Source organism: Uruburuella suis, from assembly GCF_004341385.1.
GTDB lineage: Bacteria > Pseudomonadota > Gammaproteobacteria > Burkholderiales > Neisseriaceae > Neisseria > Neisseria suis.
Genome location: NZ_SLXE01000022.1, coordinates 11,173 through 31,965 on the forward strand (window position 1 = coordinate 11,173; position 20,793 = coordinate 31,965).

Annotated in this window: 15 protein-coding genes and 5 tRNA genes; 7 read left to right on the top strand and 13 right to left on the bottom strand. The window is 54.7% G+C overall.

Translation table 11 applies throughout. The features are described from left to right. Nucleotides 1–42 precede the first annotated feature (42 nt). Genes pxpA through pxpB form a run of 3 tightly spaced genes read right to left on the bottom strand, consistent with a single transcriptional unit; the run spans nucleotide 43 to nucleotide 2,349 of the window. Complete coding sequence (gene pxpA, locus EV680_RS08425) at nucleotides 43–786, bottom strand: 5-oxoprolinase subunit PxpA (protein ID WP_207894319.1); 744 nt, start codon at nucleotides 784–786, stop codon at nucleotides 43–45. Then, nucleotides 773–1,702, bottom strand: coding sequence for a 5-oxoprolinase subunit C family protein (locus EV680_RS08430; protein ID WP_132954310.1), 930 nt, complete (start codon nucleotides 1,700–1,702; stop codon nucleotides 773–775). Before EV680_RS08430 ends, pxpA begins: the two co-directional genes overlap by 14 nt. After that, the gene (gene pxpB, locus EV680_RS08435) at nucleotides 1,699–2,349 is read right to left on the bottom strand and encodes a 5-oxoprolinase subunit PxpB (protein WP_132954311.1); all 651 of its coding nucleotides are present in this window, start codon (nucleotides 2,347–2,349) and stop codon (nucleotides 1,699–1,701) included. The genes EV680_RS08430 and pxpB overlap by 4 nt, the downstream gene beginning before the upstream one ends. 324 nt (nucleotides 2,350–2,673) lie before the next feature. Between pxpB and EV680_RS08440 the strand changes: the two genes are divergently transcribed. After that, on the top strand, nucleotides 2,674–3,759 hold the full coding sequence (locus EV680_RS08440) for an AOC03_06830 family ribosome hibernation factor (RefSeq protein WP_132954312.1): 1,086 nt from the start codon (nucleotides 2,674–2,676) through the stop codon (nucleotides 3,757–3,759). Nucleotides 3,760–3,952: 193 nt separating this feature from the next. Here EV680_RS08440 and EV680_RS08445 read toward each other — a convergent pair whose 3' ends face one another. Continuing rightward, nucleotides 3,953–5,188 carry a mechanosensitive ion channel family protein gene (locus EV680_RS08445; protein WP_132954313.1) on the bottom strand — a complete coding sequence of 412 codons (1,236 nt, stop codon included), beginning with the start codon at nucleotides 5,186–5,188 and terminating at the stop codon, nucleotides 3,953–3,955. Between the two features lie 243 nt (nucleotides 5,189–5,431). Between EV680_RS08445 and argS the strand changes: the two genes are divergently transcribed. After that, a complete protein-coding gene (argS, locus tag EV680_RS08450) occupies nucleotides 5,432–7,330 on the top strand; it encodes an arginine--tRNA ligase (protein ID WP_132954314.1) in 1,899 nt (632 codons plus the stop codon). 555 nt (nucleotides 7,331–7,885) lie between these two features. On the opposite strand, the gene EV680_RS08455 is transcribed toward argS, so the two are convergent. The 8 genes from EV680_RS08455 to EV680_RS08490 all read right to left on the bottom strand — a co-directional run bounded on the left by EV680_RS08455 (nucleotide 7,886) and on the right by EV680_RS08490 (nucleotide 11,930). Further along, a tRNA-Leu gene (locus EV680_RS08455) sits at nucleotides 7,886–7,975 on the bottom strand. A 145-nt stretch (nucleotides 7,976–8,120) separates the two neighbouring features. After that, nucleotides 8,121–8,194, bottom strand: a tRNA-Cys gene (locus tag EV680_RS08460). A 49-nt stretch (nucleotides 8,195–8,243) separates the two neighbouring features. Next, nucleotides 8,244–8,319, bottom strand: a tRNA-Gly gene (locus EV680_RS08465). Nucleotides 8,320–8,339: 20 nt separating this feature from the next. Then, a tRNA-Gly gene (locus tag EV680_RS08470) sits at nucleotides 8,340–8,415 on the bottom strand. Nucleotides 8,416–8,441: 26 nt separating this feature from the next. Next, a tRNA-Gly gene (locus tag EV680_RS08475) sits at nucleotides 8,442–8,517 on the bottom strand. Nucleotides 8,518–8,605: 88 nt separating this feature from the next. Then, complete coding sequence (pgsA, locus tag EV680_RS08480) at nucleotides 8,606–9,169, bottom strand: CDP-diacylglycerol--glycerol-3-phosphate 3-phosphatidyltransferase (RefSeq protein WP_132954315.1); 564 nt, start codon at nucleotides 9,167–9,169, stop codon at nucleotides 8,606–8,608. Nucleotides 9,170–9,349: 180 nt separating this feature from the next. Then, nucleotides 9,350–11,188, bottom strand: a complete 1,839-nt coding sequence (uvrC, locus tag EV680_RS08485; protein WP_132954316.1) for an excinuclease ABC subunit UvrC — start codon at nucleotides 11,186–11,188, stop codon at nucleotides 9,350–9,352. 304 nt (nucleotides 11,189–11,492) lie between these two features. Next, the gene (locus EV680_RS08490) at nucleotides 11,493–11,930 is read right to left on the bottom strand and encodes a DUF4124 domain-containing protein (RefSeq protein ID WP_132954317.1); all 438 of its coding nucleotides are present in this window, start codon (nucleotides 11,928–11,930) and stop codon (nucleotides 11,493–11,495) included. Nucleotides 11,931–12,097: 167 nt separating this feature from the next. On the opposite strand from EV680_RS08490, the gene guaB reads away from it, so the two are divergent. From guaB to EV680_RS08515, 5 genes are all read left to right on the top strand, one after another. After that, on the top strand, nucleotides 12,098–13,564 hold the full coding sequence (guaB, locus tag EV680_RS08495) for an IMP dehydrogenase (RefSeq protein ID WP_132954318.1): 1,467 nt from the start codon (nucleotides 12,098–12,100) through the stop codon (nucleotides 13,562–13,564). Between the two features lie 265 nt (nucleotides 13,565–13,829). Continuing rightward, nucleotides 13,830–15,116 carry a phosphopyruvate hydratase gene (eno, locus tag EV680_RS08500; protein ID WP_132954319.1) on the top strand — a complete coding sequence of 429 codons (1,287 nt, stop codon included), beginning with the start codon at nucleotides 13,830–13,832 and terminating at the stop codon, nucleotides 15,114–15,116. Between the two features lie 10 nt (nucleotides 15,117–15,126). After that, nucleotides 15,127–15,405 carry a cell division protein FtsB gene (ftsB, locus tag EV680_RS08505; RefSeq protein ID WP_132954320.1) on the top strand — a complete coding sequence of 93 codons (279 nt, stop codon included), beginning with the start codon at nucleotides 15,127–15,129 and terminating at the stop codon, nucleotides 15,403–15,405. A gap of 363 nt (nucleotides 15,406–15,768) precedes the next feature. Next, nucleotides 15,769–16,632: a phosphoribosylaminoimidazolesuccinocarboxamide synthase gene (locus EV680_RS08510; protein WP_132954321.1), complete on the top strand. Its 864-nt coding sequence runs from the start codon at nucleotides 15,769–15,771 to the stop codon at nucleotides 16,630–16,632. Nucleotides 16,633–17,108: 476 nt separating this feature from the next. After that, the gene (locus EV680_RS08515) at nucleotides 17,109–18,785 is read left to right on the top strand and encodes a formate--tetrahydrofolate ligase (RefSeq protein ID WP_132954322.1); all 1,677 of its coding nucleotides are present in this window, start codon (nucleotides 17,109–17,111) and stop codon (nucleotides 18,783–18,785) included. A 680-nt stretch (nucleotides 18,786–19,465) separates the two neighbouring features. On the opposite strand, the gene EV680_RS08520 is transcribed toward EV680_RS08515, so the two are convergent. Then, a complete protein-coding gene (locus EV680_RS08520; protein ID WP_132954323.1) occupies nucleotides 19,466–20,773 on the bottom strand; it encodes an aminopeptidase P N-terminal domain-containing protein in 1,308 nt (435 codons plus the stop codon). Nucleotides 20,774–20,793: the final 20 nt, after the last annotated feature.

Sequence of the window (20,793 nt, forward strand, 5' to 3'; positions counted from 1 at the left end):
GCGGGGCGGCAAAGCTGATTTGGGCATGGATGCCATGCAGTTTCAGACGGCCTCAATCCGAATGCCGTTCGCTTTTAAAGCCGCGCTGATTTTGTCGGCAAATTCCAGCGCGTGTGCGCCGTCGCCGTGTAAACAAATGCTGTCGGCCTGCACCGCGATTTTTCCGCCGCCGTCAACCGTGTTTACCGTGCCGGTTTGCACCATCTGCAACACTTGCGCAATCGCTTCTTCATCGCTGCTGATTTGCGCATCGGCTCTGCTGCGCGGCACCAGCGAGCCGTCGGGCATATAGCGGCGGTCGGCAAACACTTCCGAAATCACGTCTAAACCGGCGGCTTTACCGGCCTCAAGCAACTGGCTGCCCGAGAGCGCCATCAGCTTTAATTCGGGGTTGAAGCGGCGCACACTTTCGGCCAGCGCATCAGCCAATTTGCGATCGGCGGCGGCTTGGTTGTAAAGCGCACCGTGCGGCTTCACATAGGCCGTCTGAAGCCCTTCGGCATCGCACAAGGCTTGCAGCGCGCCGAGCTGATAGTGCAGATAGGCATTCAATTCGGCTGCGGGCAGGTGCATATTGGTGCGACCGAAGTTTTCGCGGTCGGGGTAGCCCGGGTGCGCACCGATGCGCACGCTGTGTTGCTTCGCCCATGTCAGCGCGCGCTGCATGTCGGCGGCGCTGCCTGCATGCAGGGCGCAGGCGATGTTGGCGGAGGAAACGCGTTGCAGCAAGGCTTTGTCGCTGCCGCAGCCTTCGGCGAGATCGGCATTCAAATCAACGTGCATAATCGGCTATCCTTTTGATTTGGTTTAAATAGATTTGGTTTTTCAGGTGCAGTTTTGCGGCTTCTTCGGCGCTGCATATTTGAAAATAAATTTCGCTGCCAAAGCGCACTTGCGCCAGCCGCCCCAAATCGGCCGCCACCACGCAGGCGATTTTCGGGTAGCCGCCGGTGGTTTGGGTGTCGGCCATCAGCACAATCGGCTGCCCCGAGGGCGGCACTTGTATGGTGCCGAAAGGCACGGCATGCGAGAGCATTTCCAGCGGCTGCGCCAGCGCCAGCGTTTCGCCGCTGAAGCGGTAGCCCATGCGGTTGCTGTTGCTTTGCAACACCCAAGGCTGCTGCCACAGCGCCCGCTGGGCGTCAAGGCCGAAAGCGGCATATTCAGATGAGGGCAGGGCGCGGATGCTGGTGGCGGGGGTGATCGGCGCCACGCCGATGTGCGAGAGGCTGCGCGCGCCTGCGCCTAGCGGCACTTCATCACCCGCTTGCAGGCAGTGGCCTTGAAAGCCGCCGAAAGCCGCTTTTAAATCGGTGCTGCGCGCGCCCAAAATTTCGGGCACATCAAAGCCGCCGGCCACGCATAAATAGCCATACATGCCCTGCACGGCGCGCTTGAGCGTGAGCGTTTGGCCGCGCCGCGCGGTGTAGCGCCAATAGGAATACACGGGCTGCTCTTCAAGCGCGGCTTCATAAATGGCGCCGGTGAGGCAGAAAGGCGTGTCACGCGTAAACGATACGCTGATGCCGCCCAATGCGATTTCGAGCGCCGCCGCGCCGGTTTCGTTGCCCAGCAGCAGGTTGCCGGCCTGCAAGGCGAGCGTGTCCATCGCGCCGGCGTGGCCGATGCCGAAACGGCGCAGGCCGAAGCGGCCCAAATCTTGAATGTGTGCAATGGCCTGCACGCTGTGTATGCGCATCATAAGCGTACCTCCTCGGCCACAAAGCGCACGGTGTCGCCGGCGAGCAAAAGCGTGGGCGGATAAGAAGCCGTCTGAAACAAAGCGATGTCGGTGCGGCCGATGAGCTGCCAGCCGCCGGGCGAGGTAAAGGGATACACGCCGGTTTGGCTGCCGCCTATGCCCACCGAGCCTGCGGGCACTTCGGTGCGCGGCTCGGCGCGGCGTGGCGTGTGCAGATGCTCGGGCAGGCCGCCCAAATAAGGAAAGCCGGGCTGAAAGCCCATCATAAACACGGTGTAAACAGGCGCGGTGTGTCGGCGCACGATTTCGGCGGGTGTGGTGCGGTGAAAGGCCGCCACTTCGGCCAAATCGGCGCCGAATTCGCCGCCATAGCGCACCGGAATATCCACATGCCGGCCTTGGTGGGTGTCGGCTTTAATGTGCGGCCACAGATTTTTCAGGCCGTCTGAAAGCCGGTTTAAATCCGTGTCGGGCAGGGCAAACACGGTGAGATTATTCATGCCGGCAACGGTTTCCAGCACGCCGGGCAACGCCGCCGCGGCCTCGGCAAACGCCCACAGCCGCTGCTGCTTGCCCAATTCGGCAGGCGGCGGCAGCGTGCAAACGAGGGCGGATTCGCTGATGGGGGAGAGGGTAATCGGTATCATGGCAGGCTTTTGGCAGGAAATGATATGGTTTGCTTATAGCGGCCTTGTTAACAAACTGTCAAGCCGTGCACCCTAATGTTGACGTTTACCGGCTTGATTGGCAATCGATTTTTTATTTTATGTGTTTGGCGCAAAAAGGGTTTTGACTAAGATTTTGCCACATGCCAATGCGGCTTTCGCTTTGCAGCCTGCGTGTTAAAAAGCTTAAAAAGGCTTGAGCCGCGCCGCTTCGGCCTGTACACCTGAAAAGGCAGCAAGCATTCAGGCCGTTGCCCGTCTAATGCGGGCAATGATTCTTAAAGTGAAACACGATAGGGAGAAACCATGAATTTGCACACCATTAAAAATATCCAACGCCTGCAATCCAACCCCAGCGTTACCCTCACCTTGCCGACCCACCGCACCTACCCCGACAATGAAAAAGACGCCATCCGTCTGAAAAATCTGGTCAACGAAGCCATCAGCCGTTTGGAAAAAGATTTCGGCAAGCGTGAAAGCGCGCCGATTGCTGAAAAAATCAACCGCTTGGCCGCCGGCGTGAGCCACCGCCACAACCTCGACGGCTTGGTGATTTTTGCCAGCGCCGATTATGCCGAGCTTTTCCACCTGCCTTTCTGCCTGCCCGAGCGCGTCACCGTGGCCGATAATTTTCTCACCCGCGATTTGGTGTATGCCCTCAACCGCAGCCCGCTTTATCTGCTCACCGTGCTGAGCGAGCACGGCACACGGCTTTTTGTGGGGCACAAAGATGCGCTCGACGAAGTGAATGCCTATGGCTTTCCTTTCAGCCTGGCCGAAGAAACCGCCGAAGCCAACCCCAGCCAAGACATCAGCCATGTGCGCGACCAAATGATCACCGACCATATGCGCGAAGTGGGCGATGCGCTGCTTGAAGCGCAAAAGCAGATTGCCGCGCCCATCGTGGTGGCCGGAGTCGACCGCAATATCGGCCATTTCAAAGAAGGCGCGCGCAATCAGGCACAAGTGATGCTTTATATCAACAGCGGCCTCAACAGCGATAGCGAGCACCAATTGGCACAACGCATTTGGCCGCAAATCAAAGAAGCGCTGGCAGAGGCGCGCACTCGGGTGAATGCCGATTTGGAAACGGCCAAGAGCAACAACCTTTTTGTGGGCGGCTTAAACGAAATCTGGCAGGCCGTCAACGAAGGGCGCGCCGATGTGTTGGTGGTGGAAGAAGATCTGCATATTGCAGCCGAGGTGAGCGATGATGGCCGCGAAATCACCGAAATATTGGGCGGCTCGGTCGGCCAAAACGGCTATGCAGACATTGTGGACGAAATCATCGAAAAAGCGCTGGCCACCGGCGCCCAAGTGAAATTTGCCGACAACGGCAGCCTGAAAAGCATCAACCCCATGCGCGGCATGGCGGTGATTACCCGCTATTGATTGTATATAAAGATGCATGAACGAAAGGCCGTCTGAAAGCGTTCAGACGGCCTTTTATAATGAAATGCATAAAAAAGTGACACAACGGGGTAGGTTAAAGCCATAAGCCGTCTGAAACGTTGGGTTTATCAACTCAAGCGATATTATTACTGAAAGCTTTCAGACGGCCTTTTATATTAATGATTTAAATCGCTTATTTTCCCATTCCCTGTAAATCATAGCCGCTGGGTGCCTGATAAATGCGCAAGCCGAATTCACCGGCCACGGCAAAAATGTGGTCGAAAATATCGGCCTGTATGCCCTCGTATTCCGCCCACACCACCGTGTTGGTGAAGCAATAAATTTCCAGCGGAATGCCTTTGTCGCCCGCATCGAGCTGGCGCACCATCAGCGTCATGTCTTTGCGGATGTGGCGGTTGTTTTCCAGATATTGCTGCAAATAAGCGCGGAAAGTGCCCAAATTGGTGAGGTGGCGGCCGTTTAAATAGCTCGGGTTATCAATGTGGTTGGCTTCGTTGAATTCGCGTATCGAAGCCTGGCGCGTGTCGAGATAATCGGTGAGCAGGCGGCTTTGGCGCAGATGGGCGATTTCGGCAGCGCTTAAAAAATGCACGCTGTTGCTGTCGATATACACCGCCCGCTTGATGCGCCGTCCGCCAGATTCGCTCATGTGGCGCCAGTTTTTAAACGAATCGGAAATCAGCGCATAAGTGGGCAGGGTGGTGACGGTGTTGTCCCAGTTTTGCACTTTCACCGTGGTGAGCCCGATATCGGTCACGCTGCCGTCGGCGCCGTATTTCGGCATTTCCAGCCAGTCGCCGATATTGAGCATGCGGTTGGCCGAAAGCTGGATGCCGGCCACCAAGCCCAAAATCGGATCTTTAAACACCAGCATCAACACTGCCGTCATCGCACCCAAGCCGCTGAGCAAAATTAGGGGCGATTGGCCGAGCAAAAGTGAAATCAGCAAAATCACAATGCCGATAGAAGCCAAAAGCTTAATGGTTTGCACGAGCCCGCGCACCGGAAAATGCTGCGCCAGATTGCGGCGGAACAAATAAGTTTGCAGCGTGTCGAGCAGTGCAAAAATAGCAAGCAGGCCAAACACCAAGCACCAAATATTGGTGAGCGTAATCAAGCCTTCGCGCCATTCGCTCGCCGGCAGCCAAATGCGCAGCTGCACCGCCAGCAACACGCCCTGAATGGTGAGCGCCAAATTGCTAAACAGCTTTTGCTGGCTCAAAATATTCAGAAAAAGCAGCTTCGACGCCTGCAAGCGCTTGCCTAAAAAGCGGAAAAGGCCGTAATGGATAAAAGCGTGCAGCAGCAAAGTGGTGAGGATAATCAAGCCTATCATCACAATATTCACCACCAAATCAGAGTGGGAATAACCGTGGCTGCTGAGCCATTGCAGCAAATGTTCACGCATGGGCAAATGCCTTTCATGTGGTTTTCGGGAGCGCCGATTGTAACACAGGCCGTCTGAAAGGCTTTCAGACGGCCTGTGCGCAAACACATGTTGCCATTCTGAAAAGCTTTCGCTGTTGTGGTGAACACGGTAAAATAGCGCCTTAAGAATTTTAAATGATTAAAGTTATTATGATATGTAGGCCGTCTGAAAGGTTTAAGGTTTCAGACGGCCTGCTGATATTGGAATATTGAAAGCACAACAATGAATCTACACCAAACCGTGGCTGCCGAAGCCGAAGCCGCTTTTGCCGCCGCCGGCATTGCCGGCAATCCTGTGGTTTTGCAGCCGGCCAAAAATGCCGATTTTGGCGATTTCCAGATTAACGGCGTGATGGGCGCGGCCAAAAAGGCCAAGCAGAATCCTCGTGAGCTGGCGCAGAAAGTGGCCGATGCGCTCGCGGGCAATGCGGTGGTTGAATCGGCTGAGGTGGCGGGGCCGGGCTTTATCAATCTGCGTTTGAACGCGGCTTTTTTGGCGCAAAATATTGAAGCAGCGCTGCTCGACGGCCATTTGAATGTGCGCCAAACCGCCGAGCCGCAAACGGTGGTGATTGATTATTCGTCGCCCAATCTGGCCAAAGAAATGCACGTCGGCCATTTGCGTTCCAGCATTATCGGCGACAGTCTCAATCGCGTGTTGAGCTATCTGGGTCACAAGGTGATTGCGCAAAACCATGTCGGCGATTGGGGCACGCAATTTGGTATGCTGGTGGCTTATATGGTGGCGCAACAGCAGGAAAATGCCGAATTTGAATTGGCTGATTTGGAGCAGTTTTACCGCAACGCTAAAATCCGCTTTGATGAAGACGAAGCTTTTGCCGACACCGCGCGCGAATATGTGGTGAAATTGCAAGGCGGTGATGAGGCTGTGTTGGCTTTGTGGCGGCAGTTTGTTGATGTTTCGTTGCAACACGCGCAAGCGGTTTACGACACTTTGGGCTTGAAACTCACGCCGGCCGATGTGGCGGGCGAGTCGAAATACAATGATGATTTGCAAACCGTGGTGGATGATCTGAGTGCCAAAGGTTTGGCGGTGGATGATGCCGGCGCCAAAGTGGTGTTTCTCGATGAATTTAAAAACCAAGATGGCGAGCCGGCGGCTTTTATCGTGCAGAAGCAGGGCGGTGGTTTTCTGTATGCCAGCACCGATTTGGCCTGCGTGCGCTATCGGGTAGGCCGTCTGAATGCCGATCGCTTGCTGTATGTGGTCGATACCCGTCAAAAGCTGCATTTCGAGCAATTGTTTACCACTTCGCGCAAAGCGGGCTATCTGCCGGAAAACGTGAGCGCCGAGTTTATCGGCTTTGGCACCATGATGGGCAAAGACGGCAAGCCGTTTAAAACCCGCAGCGGCGACACGGTGAAATTGGTGGATTTGCTTGATGAAGCGGTGGATAGGGCAAGAAAATTGATTGCAGAGCGTAACAAGCCGAATAGTTTTGAAGTAATCTATAAAGATTTAGAGGAACAAAAATCGAAAAAAACCGCCGATGATTATAGAACATTGACAAAGGATTTTAAATTGGAAGTTGGTGAATGGGAAATTGAAGAGGGTTCACCAACGCTGAGGACGGCCATTAAGCGCAAAAAAATTTCAGATAATTATGATATTGAGGCACGTGAAAATATCGAAGAAATTGCTCGGGTGGTCGGCATCGGCGCGGTGAAATACGCCGATTTGAGCAAAAACCGCAGTAGCGATTACGTGTTCGACTGGGAAAGCATGCTCAGCTTCGAGGGCAACACCGCGCCTTATCTGCAATATGCCTACACCCGCGTGCAAAGCGTGATGCGCCGCGCCGGCGAGTGGAACCAACAGGCCGCTGTGGTGCTCGATGCGCCGCTGGAAAAGCAATTGGCGGTGGAATTGCTGAAGTTTGAAGATGTGTTGCAAAGCGTGGCCGAAACTTCGTATCCGCATTATCTGGCCGGCTATCTTTACCAAGTGGCCACTTTATTCAGCCGCTTTTACGAAGCCTGCCCGATTTTGAAAGCCGAGGGCACCAGCCGCGAAACCCGCTTGCAACTCGCCAAACTCACCGGCGATACCTTGAAACAAGGCTTGGATTTGCTGGGCATCGACACGCTGGAAGTGATGTGATTTGAACCCAATAAAAAGGCCGTCTGAAAATATTTCAGACGGCCTTTTTAAAAATTCATAGTCTCGCCTTGCCGTACTAGTTGTACTGTCTGCGGCTCGCCGCCTTGTTAGCTTACTTTTTTGAATTGGTATAAAAAAATAAGCTTGCAAAATAAAAGCAGTTTGACAGTGCCATCCGCGTAGGCCGGGCTATTGAATCTGATGTTTGGCCATCGGCTAAAGCGATGTGCGTGCCTTGTTCTACGAACAAGTGTCGGATTTAAGAATCTAGCCTACGGGCTGCCTGTTTGTATAGTGAAATGCTAGAAAAAGTGACACAGAACGTTATTTTACAATGGCGTAGGTTGGGTTGATAAACCCGACGTTTCAGACGGCTTGTGGATTTGTTGGGTTTACAACCCAACCTACCCGCCGTATCACTTTTTTATGCATTTCACTATATATTATTTTTTAGGATGGGTATTTTTAGGATGGGTATTTTTAGGATGGGTATTTTTAGGATGGGTATTTTACAGATATTGAAAAGCAAAAAAATAACCGCTTAAAAGCGGTTAGTGGTGCCCGGAGCCGGAATCGAACCGGCACGCCTGTATTAGAGGCGACGGATTTTAAGTCCGTTGTGTCTACCTATTTCACCATCCGGGCGATGCCAATATCCAGTGCTCTGCATAAAGGCATTGTGAAACGTGGAGGCGGGGGCGCGGATTTTAACCGGCCTGTATAAGGGTTGCACCCCTTATCGCATAAACACTCTGCCACCCCGCCATAAGGGGAAACTGCTTGGATTGTGTGGAGGCGGAAGTCGGAATCGAACCGGCGTACACGGCTTTGCAGGCCGCTGCATAACCACTCTGCCATTCCGCCTTGAAACTATAAACAAGCCGTTTAAGTGGTGTAAACGGCTTGCGGGATGTGGAGCGGGAAACGAGGCTCGAACTCGCGACCTCAACCTTGGCAAGGTTGCGCTCTACCAACTGAGCTATTCCCGCAGGATTTAAATGTAAGCGCTTGGAGCGGGAAACGAGGCTCGAACTCGCGACCTCAACCTTGGCAAGGTTGCGCTCTACCAACTGAGCTATTCCCGCTTTGATTACATTTAAACATTAAACTTTGGAGCGGGAAACGAGGCTCGAACTCGCGACCTCAACCTTGGCAAGGTTGCGCTCTACCAACTGAGCTATTCCCGCTTGGGGCTTGCCGTGCATCGCTGCATCAGCAAGAGAACGCCATTATAGTGCCTGAAAATTTACTGTCAAGGGGTTTGTGTGAAAATTATTACTGAAACTCTTTCCAGGCCATTTTCAGATAATAAAACATCGACCACAAAGTGAGCACGGCGGCGATAAACATCAATATGTTACCGATAAAAATCAGGTCGTGGCCGTAAAAATCGCGCAAGCCCACCAAAAGGCACAAAATGGCGGCCATTTGCGCGGTGGTTTTGAGCTTGCCTATGGTGGCCACGGCCACGCTGCCGCGCTTACCGGTTTGCGCCATCCATTCGCGCAGCGCCGAAATGGTGATTTCGCGGCCGATGATGATCATGGCGAAAATGGCATAAGTGCGCCCCAGGCTCACCAGCAGAATCAGTGCCACGGCCACCATCAATTTATCGGCCACGGGGTCGAGAAAAGCGCCGAAATCAGAGGTTTGCTTCCAGCGGCGGGCGAGAAAGCCGTCAAACCAGTCGGTGATGGCAGCGATGGCGAAAATGGCGGCCGCCAGCCAGTTGATGGTGTGGTTGTCGAACACGCCTTTGGGCAGGAAGAAAAGGGCGGTGAACACGGGGATGAGCAACACGCGCATCCAGGTGAGGAAAATGGGGAAATTCCACGGCATAATCGGCAGGGCTTTCTGTGTTCGGTTGGTGTTTCAGACGGCCTTTGTTGTGCGCTTCGGCGCAGGCCGTCTGAAAAGGCTGGCTTATTATAACGAATTTACAGGGGCTTTGTGGCGAAGCTGGGCATGATTGTTTTCAGGCCGTCTGAATACGGCATTCAGACGGCCTGCGTTTGCCCATTATCCATGCAGGCTTTCATAAATCTTTTCGGCCAAGGCCGCGCTGATGCCCTCTACCTGCGCCAAATCTTCCACGCTGGCGGCGGTTACGCCGCGCAGGCCGCCGAAGCGGGTGAGCAGGGCTTGGCGGCGTTTGTTGCCGATGCCGGGAATGTCGCTTAATGATGAGGTGATGCGGGCTTTGTCGCGCTTTTTGCGGTGGCCTGTGATGGCGAAGCGGTGCGATTCGTCGCGCACGGTTTGCAAGAGGTGCAGGGCGGGGCTGTTGGGCGGCAGGCGGAAGGTTTCGCCGGTAAAGGGCAATATCAATTCTTCCAGCCCGGCTTTGCGCTCGGGGCCTTTGGCAATGCCGATAATGGGAATGGTGAGCCCCAATTCCGCCCACACATCCACCGCCATGCCCACTTGGCCTTTGCCGCCGTCGATCAACACGGCATCGGGCCATTTCACCGTTTCGCCGTTGGCTTGGGCTTCGGCCATTTTGCCGTAGCGGCGGGTGAGCACTTCGCGCATGGCGGCGTAATCGTCGCCGGCTTTGGCGGTGGTGATGTTGTAGCGGCGGTATTGCGAGGGCTGGATATTTTGCTCGTCATACACCACGCAGCTGGCGATGGTGGCTTCGCCTTGGGTGTGGCTGATGTCGAAGCATTCCAGGCGTTGCAGGCCGTCTGAATCCATGTTGAGCAGGCGTGCCAAATCGTCGATGCGCTGCTGCTGGTTGTTGTGCTGCAATTGGTGTTGGCCGATGGCGAGGCGGGCGTTTTGCTCGGCCATTTTCAGCCACACTTTGCGCTCGCCTATGGTTTTGGTGACAAACTGCATTTGTTTGCCGTGCTCGGAAATCAGCGCTTCTTGCAGGCTTTCGGGCAGGCTGAAATTGCTGATGATGATGTCGGGCTTGCTTTTGCCGAGGTAATGTTGCGCCACAAAGGCTTCGGCGTATTCCTGCGCCTGCGGGTCGGGATCGTGGCGCACATCGGGGAAGAAGCTTTTGTCGCCCACATGCCGCCCGCCGCGTATGCTCACCCAATGGATGCACACGGTGCCGCCTTCGAGCGCCAGCGCGAGAATGTCGATATCGTTGGGGTTGTTGGGGTTTTTGCTGTCGATAAACTGCTGGCTCTGCACCAAGCCCAGCGCCTGGATTTGGTCGCGGTAGCGGGCGGCTTCTTCAAATTGCAGCGCGGCGGCGGCTTGGTTCATTTTGTGGTGCAGTGTTTGCGTGAGCTCGCCCGTTTTGCCGTTGAGAAAGGTTACGGCTTCGCTGATGCTGGCCTGGTAATCTTCATAGCTGATGTGGCCGACGCAGGGGCCGGAGCAGCGGCGGATTTGATAAAGCAGGCAGGCGCGTTGGCGGTTGGCAAACACGCTGTCTTCGCAGGTGCGCAGGCGGAACACTTTTTGCAGAATCTCGATGCTGTCGCGCACGGCATAGCCGTTGGGATAAGGGCCGAAATATTGGTTGGGCTTTTTGAGCGTGCCGCGATAATAGGCCATTTGCGGGTATTCGTGGGCGGAAAGCATCAAATAGGGGTAGCTTTTGTCGTCGCGGAAAAGAATATTGTATTTGGGCGACAAGGCTTTGATGAAATTGTTTTCCAGAATCAGCGCTTCGGCTTCGCTGCGGGTAACGGTGGTTTCAATCGAATGCACCTGCCGCACCATCAGCGTGATGCGCGGGGAATGGTCGCTTTTTTGGAAATAGCTGCCCACGCGCCGCTTCAAATTCACCGCCTTGCCCACATAAAGCACCTTGCCGCTTTTGTCGAGCATGCGGTAAACGCCCGGCAGATTGGGCAGGTTTTTCAGGAAAATATCGATATCGAAATTTTGGCTCACGGCAGCGGCTGCAAAAAAGTTTCAGACGGCCTGAATGATACAGCAATTGGGAAAGGCCGTCTGAAAGGTGTGGTGCGATGCTTAACCAAACATGCAGCACTTGTGTATTCATTTCATGATATGCTTAATAAATGAACGAGTAGTGATACCCATTCGAAAAAATAAGATAACAAAGCGGCGAGCCGAAGACAGTACAACTAGTACGGCAAGGCGAGACAACGCAGTTAGGTTATTTTTTCGAATGGGTATGATAACAAAGGCCGTCTGAAAGGTTTCAGACGGCCTTGATGTTTGGTATGCAAACTCAGTGGCAGAATTTGGCAATATCGCCGTCGTAGTGGGCGATTAAGGCATCGCGGTTGTTGACGCGGGCGCTTTCGGCAAATTGGCGGTTGATGCGCGCGGCTTGGCAGTTTTCTTCCTCGCGGCGGCGGTTTTCTTCTTCAACGCGCTTGTTTTGCTCTTCAATCTGTTTGTTTTGACGGGCAATTTGCTCACCCAGCTTTTGCTGCTGCTCGGCCAGCGATTCGGGGTTGGCTGCTGCTGCGGCCGGTGCGGGCGGTGGGGTGACGCTGTGGGTGCGCACATTCATGCGGTTGACTTGTGCGGGCTGGAGGTTGCGCGGCACATCGGAATAGCTGGTGCTGCCGCTGGGGTTTTTCCAGCTGAACACTTCATTTGCGCCGGCATGCGTGCCGATAAAAAGCATGCTCAATAGAAGGATTTTGGTCAAAGTAGCCATGTGGTGATTCCGTTTCCCTTATTTTGGTTTGTTTGTTTTCAGACGGCCTTATTGTACTGGCTAATTTGGCGGGTGTCATGCGCGTTTAATTGTGTAAACCAATAACACGCCACAGGTAATTTTGATACAATGCCGTGCATCTTGCACAAACCGAAAGCCCGAGCATCATGCGTATCGTAGAAAAAGCCTATACTTTTGACGATGTTTTGCTGGTTCCTGCACGCTCCCAAGTGCTGCCGCGCGACGTCAAACTCCAAACCCCACTCACCCGCAACATCACCCTCAACACCCCTTTACTTTCTGCCGCGATGGACACCGTTACCGAAGCCAAGCTGGCCATTTCTATGGCGCAGGAAGGCGGCATCGGCATTATCCATAAAAACATGACCGCCGAGCGCCAGGCCAATGCCGTGGCCAAGGTGAAGCGCCATGAAAGCGGCATTGTGAAAGACCCGGTTACCATCGGCCCCGATATGCTGATTGGCGAATTGGTGGAAATGCAGGCGCGGCGCAAGCGCAAAATGTCGGGCTTGCCGGTGGTGGAAAACGGCAAAGTGGTGGGCTTGGTAACCAACCGCGATTTGCGTTTTGAAAAACGCCTCGACCAGCCCGTGTCGGCCATTATGACGCCGCGCGAGCGCTTGGTCACTGTGCCGGTGGGCACGGGCATTGATGAAGCGCGCGATGTGATGCACGATCACAAAGTGGAGCGCGTGCTGGTGGTGGACGATGAATGGGTGCTCAAAGGTTTGATCACGGTAAAAGACATTCTGAAAACCACCGAATTTCCGCATGCCAATAAAGATGCCGACGGCCGTTTGCGCGTGGGCGCGGCCGTGGGCGTGGGCGCCGACACCGATGAGCGTGTGAAGGCACTGGTGGAAGCAGGTGTGGACGTGTTGGTGGTCGACACCGCCCACGGCCACAGCCAAGGCGTGCTTGATCGTGTGAAATGGGTGAAAGAAACTTACCCGCATGTGCAGGTAATCGGCGGCAATATCGCCACCGCGCAAGCGGCGCTCGATTTGGTGGCTGCCGGCGCCGATGCGGTGAAAGTGGGCATCGGCCCGGGCTCGATTTGCACCACCCGCATTGTGGCCGGCGTGGGCGTGCCGCAGCTCACCGCGATTCACAATGTGTCCGAAGCTTTAAAAGGCACCGGCGTGCCGCTGATTGCCGATGGCGGCATCCGCTTTTCGGGCGACATTGCCAAAGCGCTGGCAGCCGGCGCACATTGCGTGATGCTCGGCGGCATGTTTGCCGGCACCGAAGAAGCGCCGGGCGAAATCGAGCTTTATCAAGGCCGCTCGTATAAATCTTATCGCGGCATGGGCTCGCTGGGCGCGATGAGCCAAGGCTCTTCCGACCGCTATTTCCAAGATAAAGAAGACAACGCCGATAAATATGTGCCCGAGGGCATCGAAGGGCGCGTGCCTTATAAAGGCCCGATTGTGCAGATTATCCATCAGCTGATGGGCGGCCTGCGCTCGAGCATGGGCTATTTGGGCTGCGCCACCATTGAGCAAATGCACGAAAAAGCCGAATTTGTGGAAATCACCGCCGCCGGCATGAGCGAATCGCATGTGCATGATGTGCAGATTACCAAAGAAGCGCCGAATTACCATATCCGTTGATGCATAAAAACGGGTTGCCGGGCCGATTGCCGGGCAACCCGTTGTGATTATCTGCGGGGCAGCAAACGGTTTATTCCGTCATGCTATAATTGATAATTGATGTTGCACAATCTTTTTAACAATTATGCCGTAAAATACTCGTTTCAGACGGCCTGAATCGGTATAATCTTTTTTGTAATATTACTTCAGAGCTTGCGGCTGCGATGCGGCAGGCCGTCTGAAAAACGCTTTCCCTATTTATTGTTATTATTTCAGGAGACTTTGCATGAGCGCTATTGTTGATATTTTTGCCCGCGAGATTTTGGATTCACGCGGCAACCCCACTGTTGAGTGCGATGTGTTGCTCGAGTCCGGCGTGATGGGTCGCGCCGCTGTGCCCTCGGGCGCTTCTACCGGCCAGAAAGAGGCTTTGGAATTGCGCGATGGCGACAAAAGCCGCTATTTGGGCAAAGGCGTGCTGCAAGCCGTGGAGCATGTCAACAACGAAATCGCCCAAGCCCTGATCGGCTTGGATGCCAGCGAGCAAAGCTATATCGACCGCGTGATGATCGATATCGACGGCACCGACAACAAAGGCCGCTTGGGTGCGAATGCCACTTTGGCCGTGTCGATGGCGGTGGCTCGCGCTGCAGCAGAAGATGCCGGCCTGCCGCTTTACCGCTATTTGGGCGGTGCAGGCCCGATGGCGCTGCCCGTGCCGATGATGAACGTAATCAACGGCGGCGAACATGCCAACAACAGCCTGGATATTCAAGAATTTATGATTATGCCGGTGGGCGCACCCACTTTCCGCGAAGCCCTGCGCTGCGGTGCCGAAGTGTTCCATGCACTGAAAAAACTGTGCGACAGCAAAGGCTTCCCCACCACCGTGGGCGATGAAGGCGGCTTTGCACCCAACCTGAGCAGCCATGAAGAAGCGCTGAAGCTGATTCTCGAAGCCGTGAGCGCCGCCGGCTATATTCCGGGCGAAGATGTGCTGCTGGCCATGGATTGCGCGTCCAGCGAATTCTACCGCGACGGCAAATACCACCTCAGCGCCGAAGGCTTGGCATTGAGCAGCGAAGAATTTGCCGACTATCTGGCCAAACTGGTGGACGAATACCCGATTGTTTCCATTGAAGACGGCATGGATGAAAACGACTGGGCCGGCTGGAAGCTGCTCACCGAGCGCTTGGGCGGCAAAGTGCAATTGGTGGGCGACGATTTGTTTGTCACCAACCCGAAAATTCTGGCCGAAGGTATTGAAGCCGGCGTGGCCAATGCTTTGTTGGTGAAAGTGAACCAAATCGGCACCTTGAGCGAAACCCTGCAAGCCGTTGAATTGGCCAAACGCAACCGCTACACCTGCGTGATGAGCCACCGCTCGGGCGAAACCGAAGACAGCACCATCGCTGATTTGGCCGTGTCGACCAACTGCATGCAGATCAAAACCGGCTCGCTGAGCCGCTCCGACCGCATGGCCAAATACAACCAGCTGCTGCGCATTGAAGAAGAGCTGGGCGAAGCCGCTTACTATCCGGGCAAAGCCGCTTTTTACCAACTGGGCAAATAAGGCATAAAGCATGAAGTGGGTGACGCTGGTTTTAATCGCCGCCTTGGCGTGTTTCCAATACAACCTTTGGATAGCCAAAGGCGGTTGGCGCGACATGTGGCACCTGCAAGACCGAGTGGCCGTGCAGGAAGAGAAAAACCAGGCGCTCGCCCTGCGCAACAGCGCGCTGGCGGCCGAGGTGATGGATTTGGCCGAAGGGCAGGATGCCATCGCCGAAATCGCCCGCGTGGATTTGGGCTATATCCAAAGTGGCGAAACTTATTACCGTTTGGTGCGGCGCAATCCTTAAGCTGCTGAATGTGCTGTGTTTATCAAGGCCGTCTGAAAAGTTTTTCAGACGGCCTTTTGTTTTGGATAAATGAAGCAGCCGGATGCCTTGAGCCGCTTTTATACCAATCCAAACAAATAACCTAATACCAATTCAAAAAAGTAAGCTAACAAGGCGGCGAGCCGCAGACAGTACAACTAGTACGGCAAGGCGAGACAACGAAGTTAGGTTATTTTTTTGGATTGGTATAACTTCGTTGTCTCGCCTTGTGAGCTTACTTTTTTGAATCGTTATTACCAAGCCGCGACAATTGTAAACAATCTGCCCAAAGCCGACCAATTCGGTTAAAATCGGCCTTTTACTTCTTGCGTGAAAAGAGCGGCCATGTCTGACATCAGTTTGAAAAAAATCTATTCCGGTAAAGTGCGCGATTTGTATGAAATCGATGAACAGCGCATGTTGATGGTGGCGTCAGACCGCTTGTCGGCATTTGACGTGATTCTCGACGACCCGATTCCCGGCAAGGGCGAAATTCTCACGCAGATTTCCAATTTCTGGTTTCAAAAGTTGGCGCACATCATGCCGAATCATTTCACCGGCAACACCGTTTATGATGTGTTGCCCGAAGATCAAGCCCGCGCGCTGGAAAAGCGGGCGGTGGTGGCGAAAAAGCTGGAGCCGGTGAAAGTAGAAGCCATTGTGCGCGGCTATTTGGCCGGCAGCGGCTGGAAAGATTATCAGCAAAGCGGCAGCGTGTGCGGCATTGCCCTGCCTGCGGGCATGCGGGAAGCGCAGCAGCTGCCCGAGGTGATTTTCACCCCGTCCACCAAAGCGGCGGTGGGCGATCACGATGAAAACATCAGCTTTGCCGAATGCGAGCAGATTATCGGCGCGGAATTGGCGGCAGAAGTGCGCGCAAAAGCCATCGAGCTCTACACCGAAGCCGCCGCTTATGCGAAAACGCGCGGCATCATTATTTGCGACACCAAATTTGAATTCGGCCTCGACGAAGAGGGCGTTTTAACCTTGATGGACGAAGTGCTCACTCCCGATTCCAGCCGCTTCTGGCCGGCAGACCAATATCAAGTCGGCACCAATCCGCCTTCGTTCGACAAGCAATTCGTGCGCGACTGGCTCGAACAAAGTGGCTGGAACAAGCAAGCACCCGCCCCGAAAGTGCCCGCCGAAGTGATTGAGAAAACGGTAGCCAAATACCGCGAAGCGCTCAGCCTGCTCACCGCCGGATAATCCGGGAAATGCTGGCTTATGCGGCATGCCGAATTCGTTTTTTAGAAAGATTCCGGTTAGCTGCAAACATGAAGTTGTGATTTCAAGATATAGGCAAAGGCCGTCTGAAACTTTTCAGACGGCCTTTGCCTAATCAAAACAAATATAGTGGATAGAAATAAAAATCGATATAAAACAACGCTTTGTAACAGCTTAGCTTGGGTTGATAAACCCAAGGTTTCAGATGGCCTGCGGGCTTGTTGGGTTTTCAACCCGAGCTACCCGTTGTGTCACTTTTTCTTGTATTTCATTATCAATGCATCATCCGAAATATTCTGCTTGTTCAAGGCCGATGTAGGTATGCCTTAAACGTTTATCCGTTTCAGACGGCCTCAAAAGGTAAGTTGATGTAATGCAAAAGCCATCCCTTTTCGCAAGCTCAGGCAGTATGTTGGCGCTATAATAATGCTTTTTCGCCCACGGAAAACGGACACCCCATGAGCTACAAAACCGATGCAGAAATCGCCCACGAATCCCCCATGCGCCCCATCGGCGAAATTGCCGCCAAGCTCGGCCTTGATGAAGCGCATATTTCGCCTTACGGCCATTTCAAGGCCAAAATCACACCGGTCAAGGCTTTTGCGCTGCCGGCCAAACAAGGCCGGCTGATTTTGGTGACGGCGATCAACCCCACGCCGGCGGGCGAGGGCAAAACCACCGTCACCATCGGCCTGGCTGATGCGCTCAACCGCCTCGGCAAAAATGCGGTGGTGGCCATGCGCGAGCCGTCGCTCGGCCCCGTGTTCGGCATCAAAGGCGGCGCGGCCGGCGGCGGCTATGCGCAAGTGCTGCCGATGGAAGACATCAATCTGCATTTCACCGGCGATTTTCACGCCATCGGCGCGGCCAATAATCTGTTGGCCGCCATGCTCGACAACCACATTTATCAGGGCAATGCGCTCGATATCGACCCCAAACGCGTGCTGTGGCGGCGCGCGGTAGACATGAACGACCGCCAGCTGCGCAACATTATCGGCGGCTTGGGCAAGCCGGTGGACGGCGTGATGCGCCCCGACGGCTTCGACATCACCGTGGCTTCGGAAGTGATGGCGGTTTTCTGCCTGGCTCAAGATTTGGCCGATTTGAAAAACCGCCTCGGCAATATGCTGGTGGCTTATAGTAAAAGCGGCGCGCCCGTGTATGCGCGCGATTTGAAAGCCCACGGCGCGATGGCGGCCTTGTTGAAAGATGCCGTCAAGCCCAATCTGGTGCAAACCATAGAGGGCACGCCGGCGCTGGTGCACGGCGGGCCGTTTGCCAATATTGCGCATGGCTGCAATTCGGTGATTGCCACGCGCATGGCGCAGCATTTGGGTGATTATGCCATCACCGAAGCCGGCTTCGGCGCGGATTTGGGCGCAGAGAAATTTTGCGACATCAAATGCCGCCTCGCCGGGCTGAAGCCCGATGCGGCGGTGGTGGTGGCCACCGTGCGTGCGCTGAAATACAACGGCGGCGTGGCGCGTGCCGATTTGGGCGCGGAAAACCTAGAAGCTTTGCAGCGCGGCCTGCCCAATCTGCTCAAACACATCCGCAATATGAAAGAAGTGTTCGGCCTGCCGGTGGTGGTGGCGCTCAACCGTTTTGTGTCCGACACCGATGCTGAATTGGATGTGATTCAAGCCGCCTGCGCCGAGGAGGGTGCAGCTGTGGCGCTCACTGAGGTGTGGGAAAAAGGCGGCGCGGGCGGCGAAGCGCTGGCGCATGCCGTGATCGATGCCATTGCAGGCCAGCCCAACGAATTTCGTTTTGCTTATGAAGAAAACAGCAGCGTGGCCGATAAAATCCGCGCCATTGCGCAAAAAGTGTATGGCGCGGCCGATGTGGATTTCAGCAGCGAAGCGCTCGCCGAAATCGCCGGCCTGGAAAAATTGGGGCTGGATAAGCTGCCGGTGTGCATGGCCAAAACCCAATATTCGCTCAGCGATGATGCCAAGCTGCTCGGCTGCCCCACAGGCTTCAAGCTGCACGTGCGCGGCATCACCGTGTCGGCCGGCGCCGGCTTTATCGTGGCTTTGTGCGGCAATATGATGAAAATGCCCGGCCTGCCCAAAGCGCCCGCCGCCGAGCAGATTGATGTGGACGAGCACGGCGTGATACACGGCTTGTTTTGATTCGGTTTTGAGTTGATATTGAATGCAAGACTTCAGGTTGGGCTAGGCTGCTGTGGCCCAACATCTGCATTTCTACCGATTGATTTTATAAAGCTGTTTGATTTTGAATGCCTAGGGTCTGTTCACATTTCATCCGTGCGTAAGATTTTGAGCGCAAAAGTGCGCTTGCAAGGCGAAAAGCGCAGCAAGGTTGGACACCTTGCGAGCATTTTCAACGCGGCAGGCGCATTTTTGAGCCAAAAGATTGTCACGAGATGAATTGTGAGCAGACCCTAGCCCAAGCTACGCAGATGACGCTAAAATTGTTCCTATGCCAAACTTAAAAAAATAATATACCAACAGGCAGCCTGTGGGGCGGATCCTTGAACCCGACCCACACTGATGGTGCTATCGAGCTGCTTTTATTTTGTAAGGTTATTTTTCTGAATGGGTATGATTTTTTAAGGTTGTTTTGGGAATTGGTGTAAAGCATCCAAAAAGGCCGTCTGAAAGTTTTTCAGACGGCCTTTTTATATAGTGAAATGCATAAAAAAGTGATACGGCGGGTAGGTTGGGTTGAAAACCCAACAAGCCCACAGGCCGTCTGAAACCTTGGGTTTATCAACCCAAGCTACGCCATTGTAAAATGGCGTTCCGTGTCACTTTTTCTTACATTTCACTATAGATGGCGGCGCTGCGGCTCAGCCGCGCATCAGGGCTTCGATCTCCTCGATTTGTTTGGGCGCGGCGGCGGTGTAGTTTTCGTGGCCGTGCTCGGTGACGAGGATGTTGTCTTCAATGCGGATGCCGATGTTGTGGAAGGCTTTGGGAATGTCGGGCGCGGCGTTGATATAAAGCCCGGGCTCGATGGTGGTGCACATGCCCGCTTGCAGCAAAATGGGCTTGCCATCGTGCCAGCGGCCGCCCACGTCGTGCACATCCAGCCCCAGCCAATGGCCGAGGCCGTGCATATAGAAGCGCTGATAGGCTTGGCTTTCAATATTGCCTGCTACGCTGCCTTTGAGCAGCTTCAAATCAATCAGGCCTTGCACCAAAATGTGCAGCGCTTGCGCGTGGATGTCGGCCCAGTTTGCACCGGGGTGCACGGCGGCAATGGAGGCTTCGTTGGCGGCGAGCACGATTTCGTAAACGTCTTTTTGGGCGGCGCTGAAGCGGCCGTTGACGGGGAAGGTGCGGGTGATGTCGCCGGCATACATTTGGTATTCGGCACCGGCATCGATCAGCAGCAAATCGCCTTCATGCAAAATATCTTTGTTTTCCACATAGTGCAGGCAGCAGGCATTTTTGCCGCCGGCTACGATGCTGTTATACGCGGGGAAGCGCGCGCCGTGGCGTATGAATTCGTGCACGATTTCGGCTTCGGCCTGCCATTCGCCCATGCCGGGGCGGGTGGTTTGCATGGCGCGGATGTGTGCCAGCGCGCTGATGCGGCCGGCTTCTTGGAGCAGGCTGATTTCGGCGGCATCTTTGATTAAGCGCATGGGGTTGAGCGGGGCGGCCAGGTCGGCAAGGCTGTCGGGCGCGCGGCTGCATTCGGCGAGCATGCGCTGGCCGGCACTTTGCTGCACGCGGTGCCAATGCTGCATCAGCGTGCGGTCGTGTTCGGGATATTGCCCCCACAGGGCGAATAATTGCTTTTTATTGGTGATGGCGGCCTGAATCTCTGCCGGCCATTCGTTGATATTGCGGGCTTCGTCAAAGCCGAATGCCTGCCGTGCGGCTTCGGGGCCGTAGCGAAAGCCGTCCCAAGTTTCGCGCAGCGGATCTTTGCCGCGGCAATAAAGCGTGCTGCTGCCTTTGGCGCCATCGAGCACGATAATGGCTTCCGGCTCGGGAAAGCCGCTCAGATAGTGGAAATAGCTGTCTTGACGGAAGGGAAAATCGGTGTCGTTGCTGCGGCGCTGCTCGGGCGCGGCAAACAACACGGCCAGGCCGTCGGGGCCGATTTTTTGCAAAAGCTGTGTGCGGCGGGTGATGTAGGGTTGCATGGCGGGCTCTTTTGAAGGGA

What these genes read in the sequence shown, in the direction of transcription:
- EV680_RS08440 (WP_132954312.1), top strand. Translation starts at nt 2,674, where the DNA reads ATGAATTTGCACACCATTAAAAATATCCAACGCCTGCAATCCAACCCC.
- argS (WP_132954314.1), top strand. Translation starts at nt 5,432, where the DNA reads ATGAATCTACACCAAACCGTGGCTGCCGAAGCCGAAGCCGCTTTTGCC.
- pxpB (WP_132954311.1), bottom strand. Translation starts at nt 2,349, where the DNA reads ATGATACCGATTACCCTCTCCCCCATCAGCGAATCCGCCCTCGTTTGC.
- guaB (WP_132954318.1), top strand. Translation starts at nt 12,098, where the DNA reads ATGCGTATCGTAGAAAAAGCCTATACTTTTGACGATGTTTTGCTGGTT.
- EV680_RS08445 (WP_132954313.1), bottom strand. Translation starts at nt 5,188, where the DNA reads ATGCGTGAACATTTGCTGCAATGGCTCAGCAGCCACGGTTATTCCCAC.
- EV680_RS08490 (WP_132954317.1), bottom strand. Translation starts at nt 11,930, where the DNA reads ATGGCTACTTTGACCAAAATCCTTCTATTGAGCATGCTTTTTATCGGC.
- EV680_RS08430 (WP_132954310.1), bottom strand. Translation starts at nt 1,702, where the DNA reads ATGATGCGCATACACAGCGTGCAGGCCATTGCACACATTCAAGATTTG.
- EV680_RS08520 (WP_132954323.1), bottom strand. Translation starts at nt 20,773, where the DNA reads ATGCAACCCTACATCACCCGCCGCACACAGCTTTTGCAAAAAATCGGC.
- EV680_RS08510 (WP_132954321.1), top strand. Translation starts at nt 15,769, where the DNA reads ATGTCTGACATCAGTTTGAAAAAAATCTATTCCGGTAAAGTGCGCGAT.
- eno (WP_132954319.1), top strand. Translation starts at nt 13,830, where the DNA reads ATGAGCGCTATTGTTGATATTTTTGCCCGCGAGATTTTGGATTCACGC.
- EV680_RS08515 (WP_132954322.1), top strand. Translation starts at nt 17,109, where the DNA reads ATGAGCTACAAAACCGATGCAGAAATCGCCCACGAATCCCCCATGCGC.
- ftsB (WP_132954320.1), top strand. Translation starts at nt 15,127, where the DNA reads ATGAAGTGGGTGACGCTGGTTTTAATCGCCGCCTTGGCGTGTTTCCAA.
- pgsA (WP_132954315.1), bottom strand. Translation starts at nt 9,169, where the DNA reads ATGCCGTGGAATTTCCCCATTTTCCTCACCTGGATGCGCGTGTTGCTC.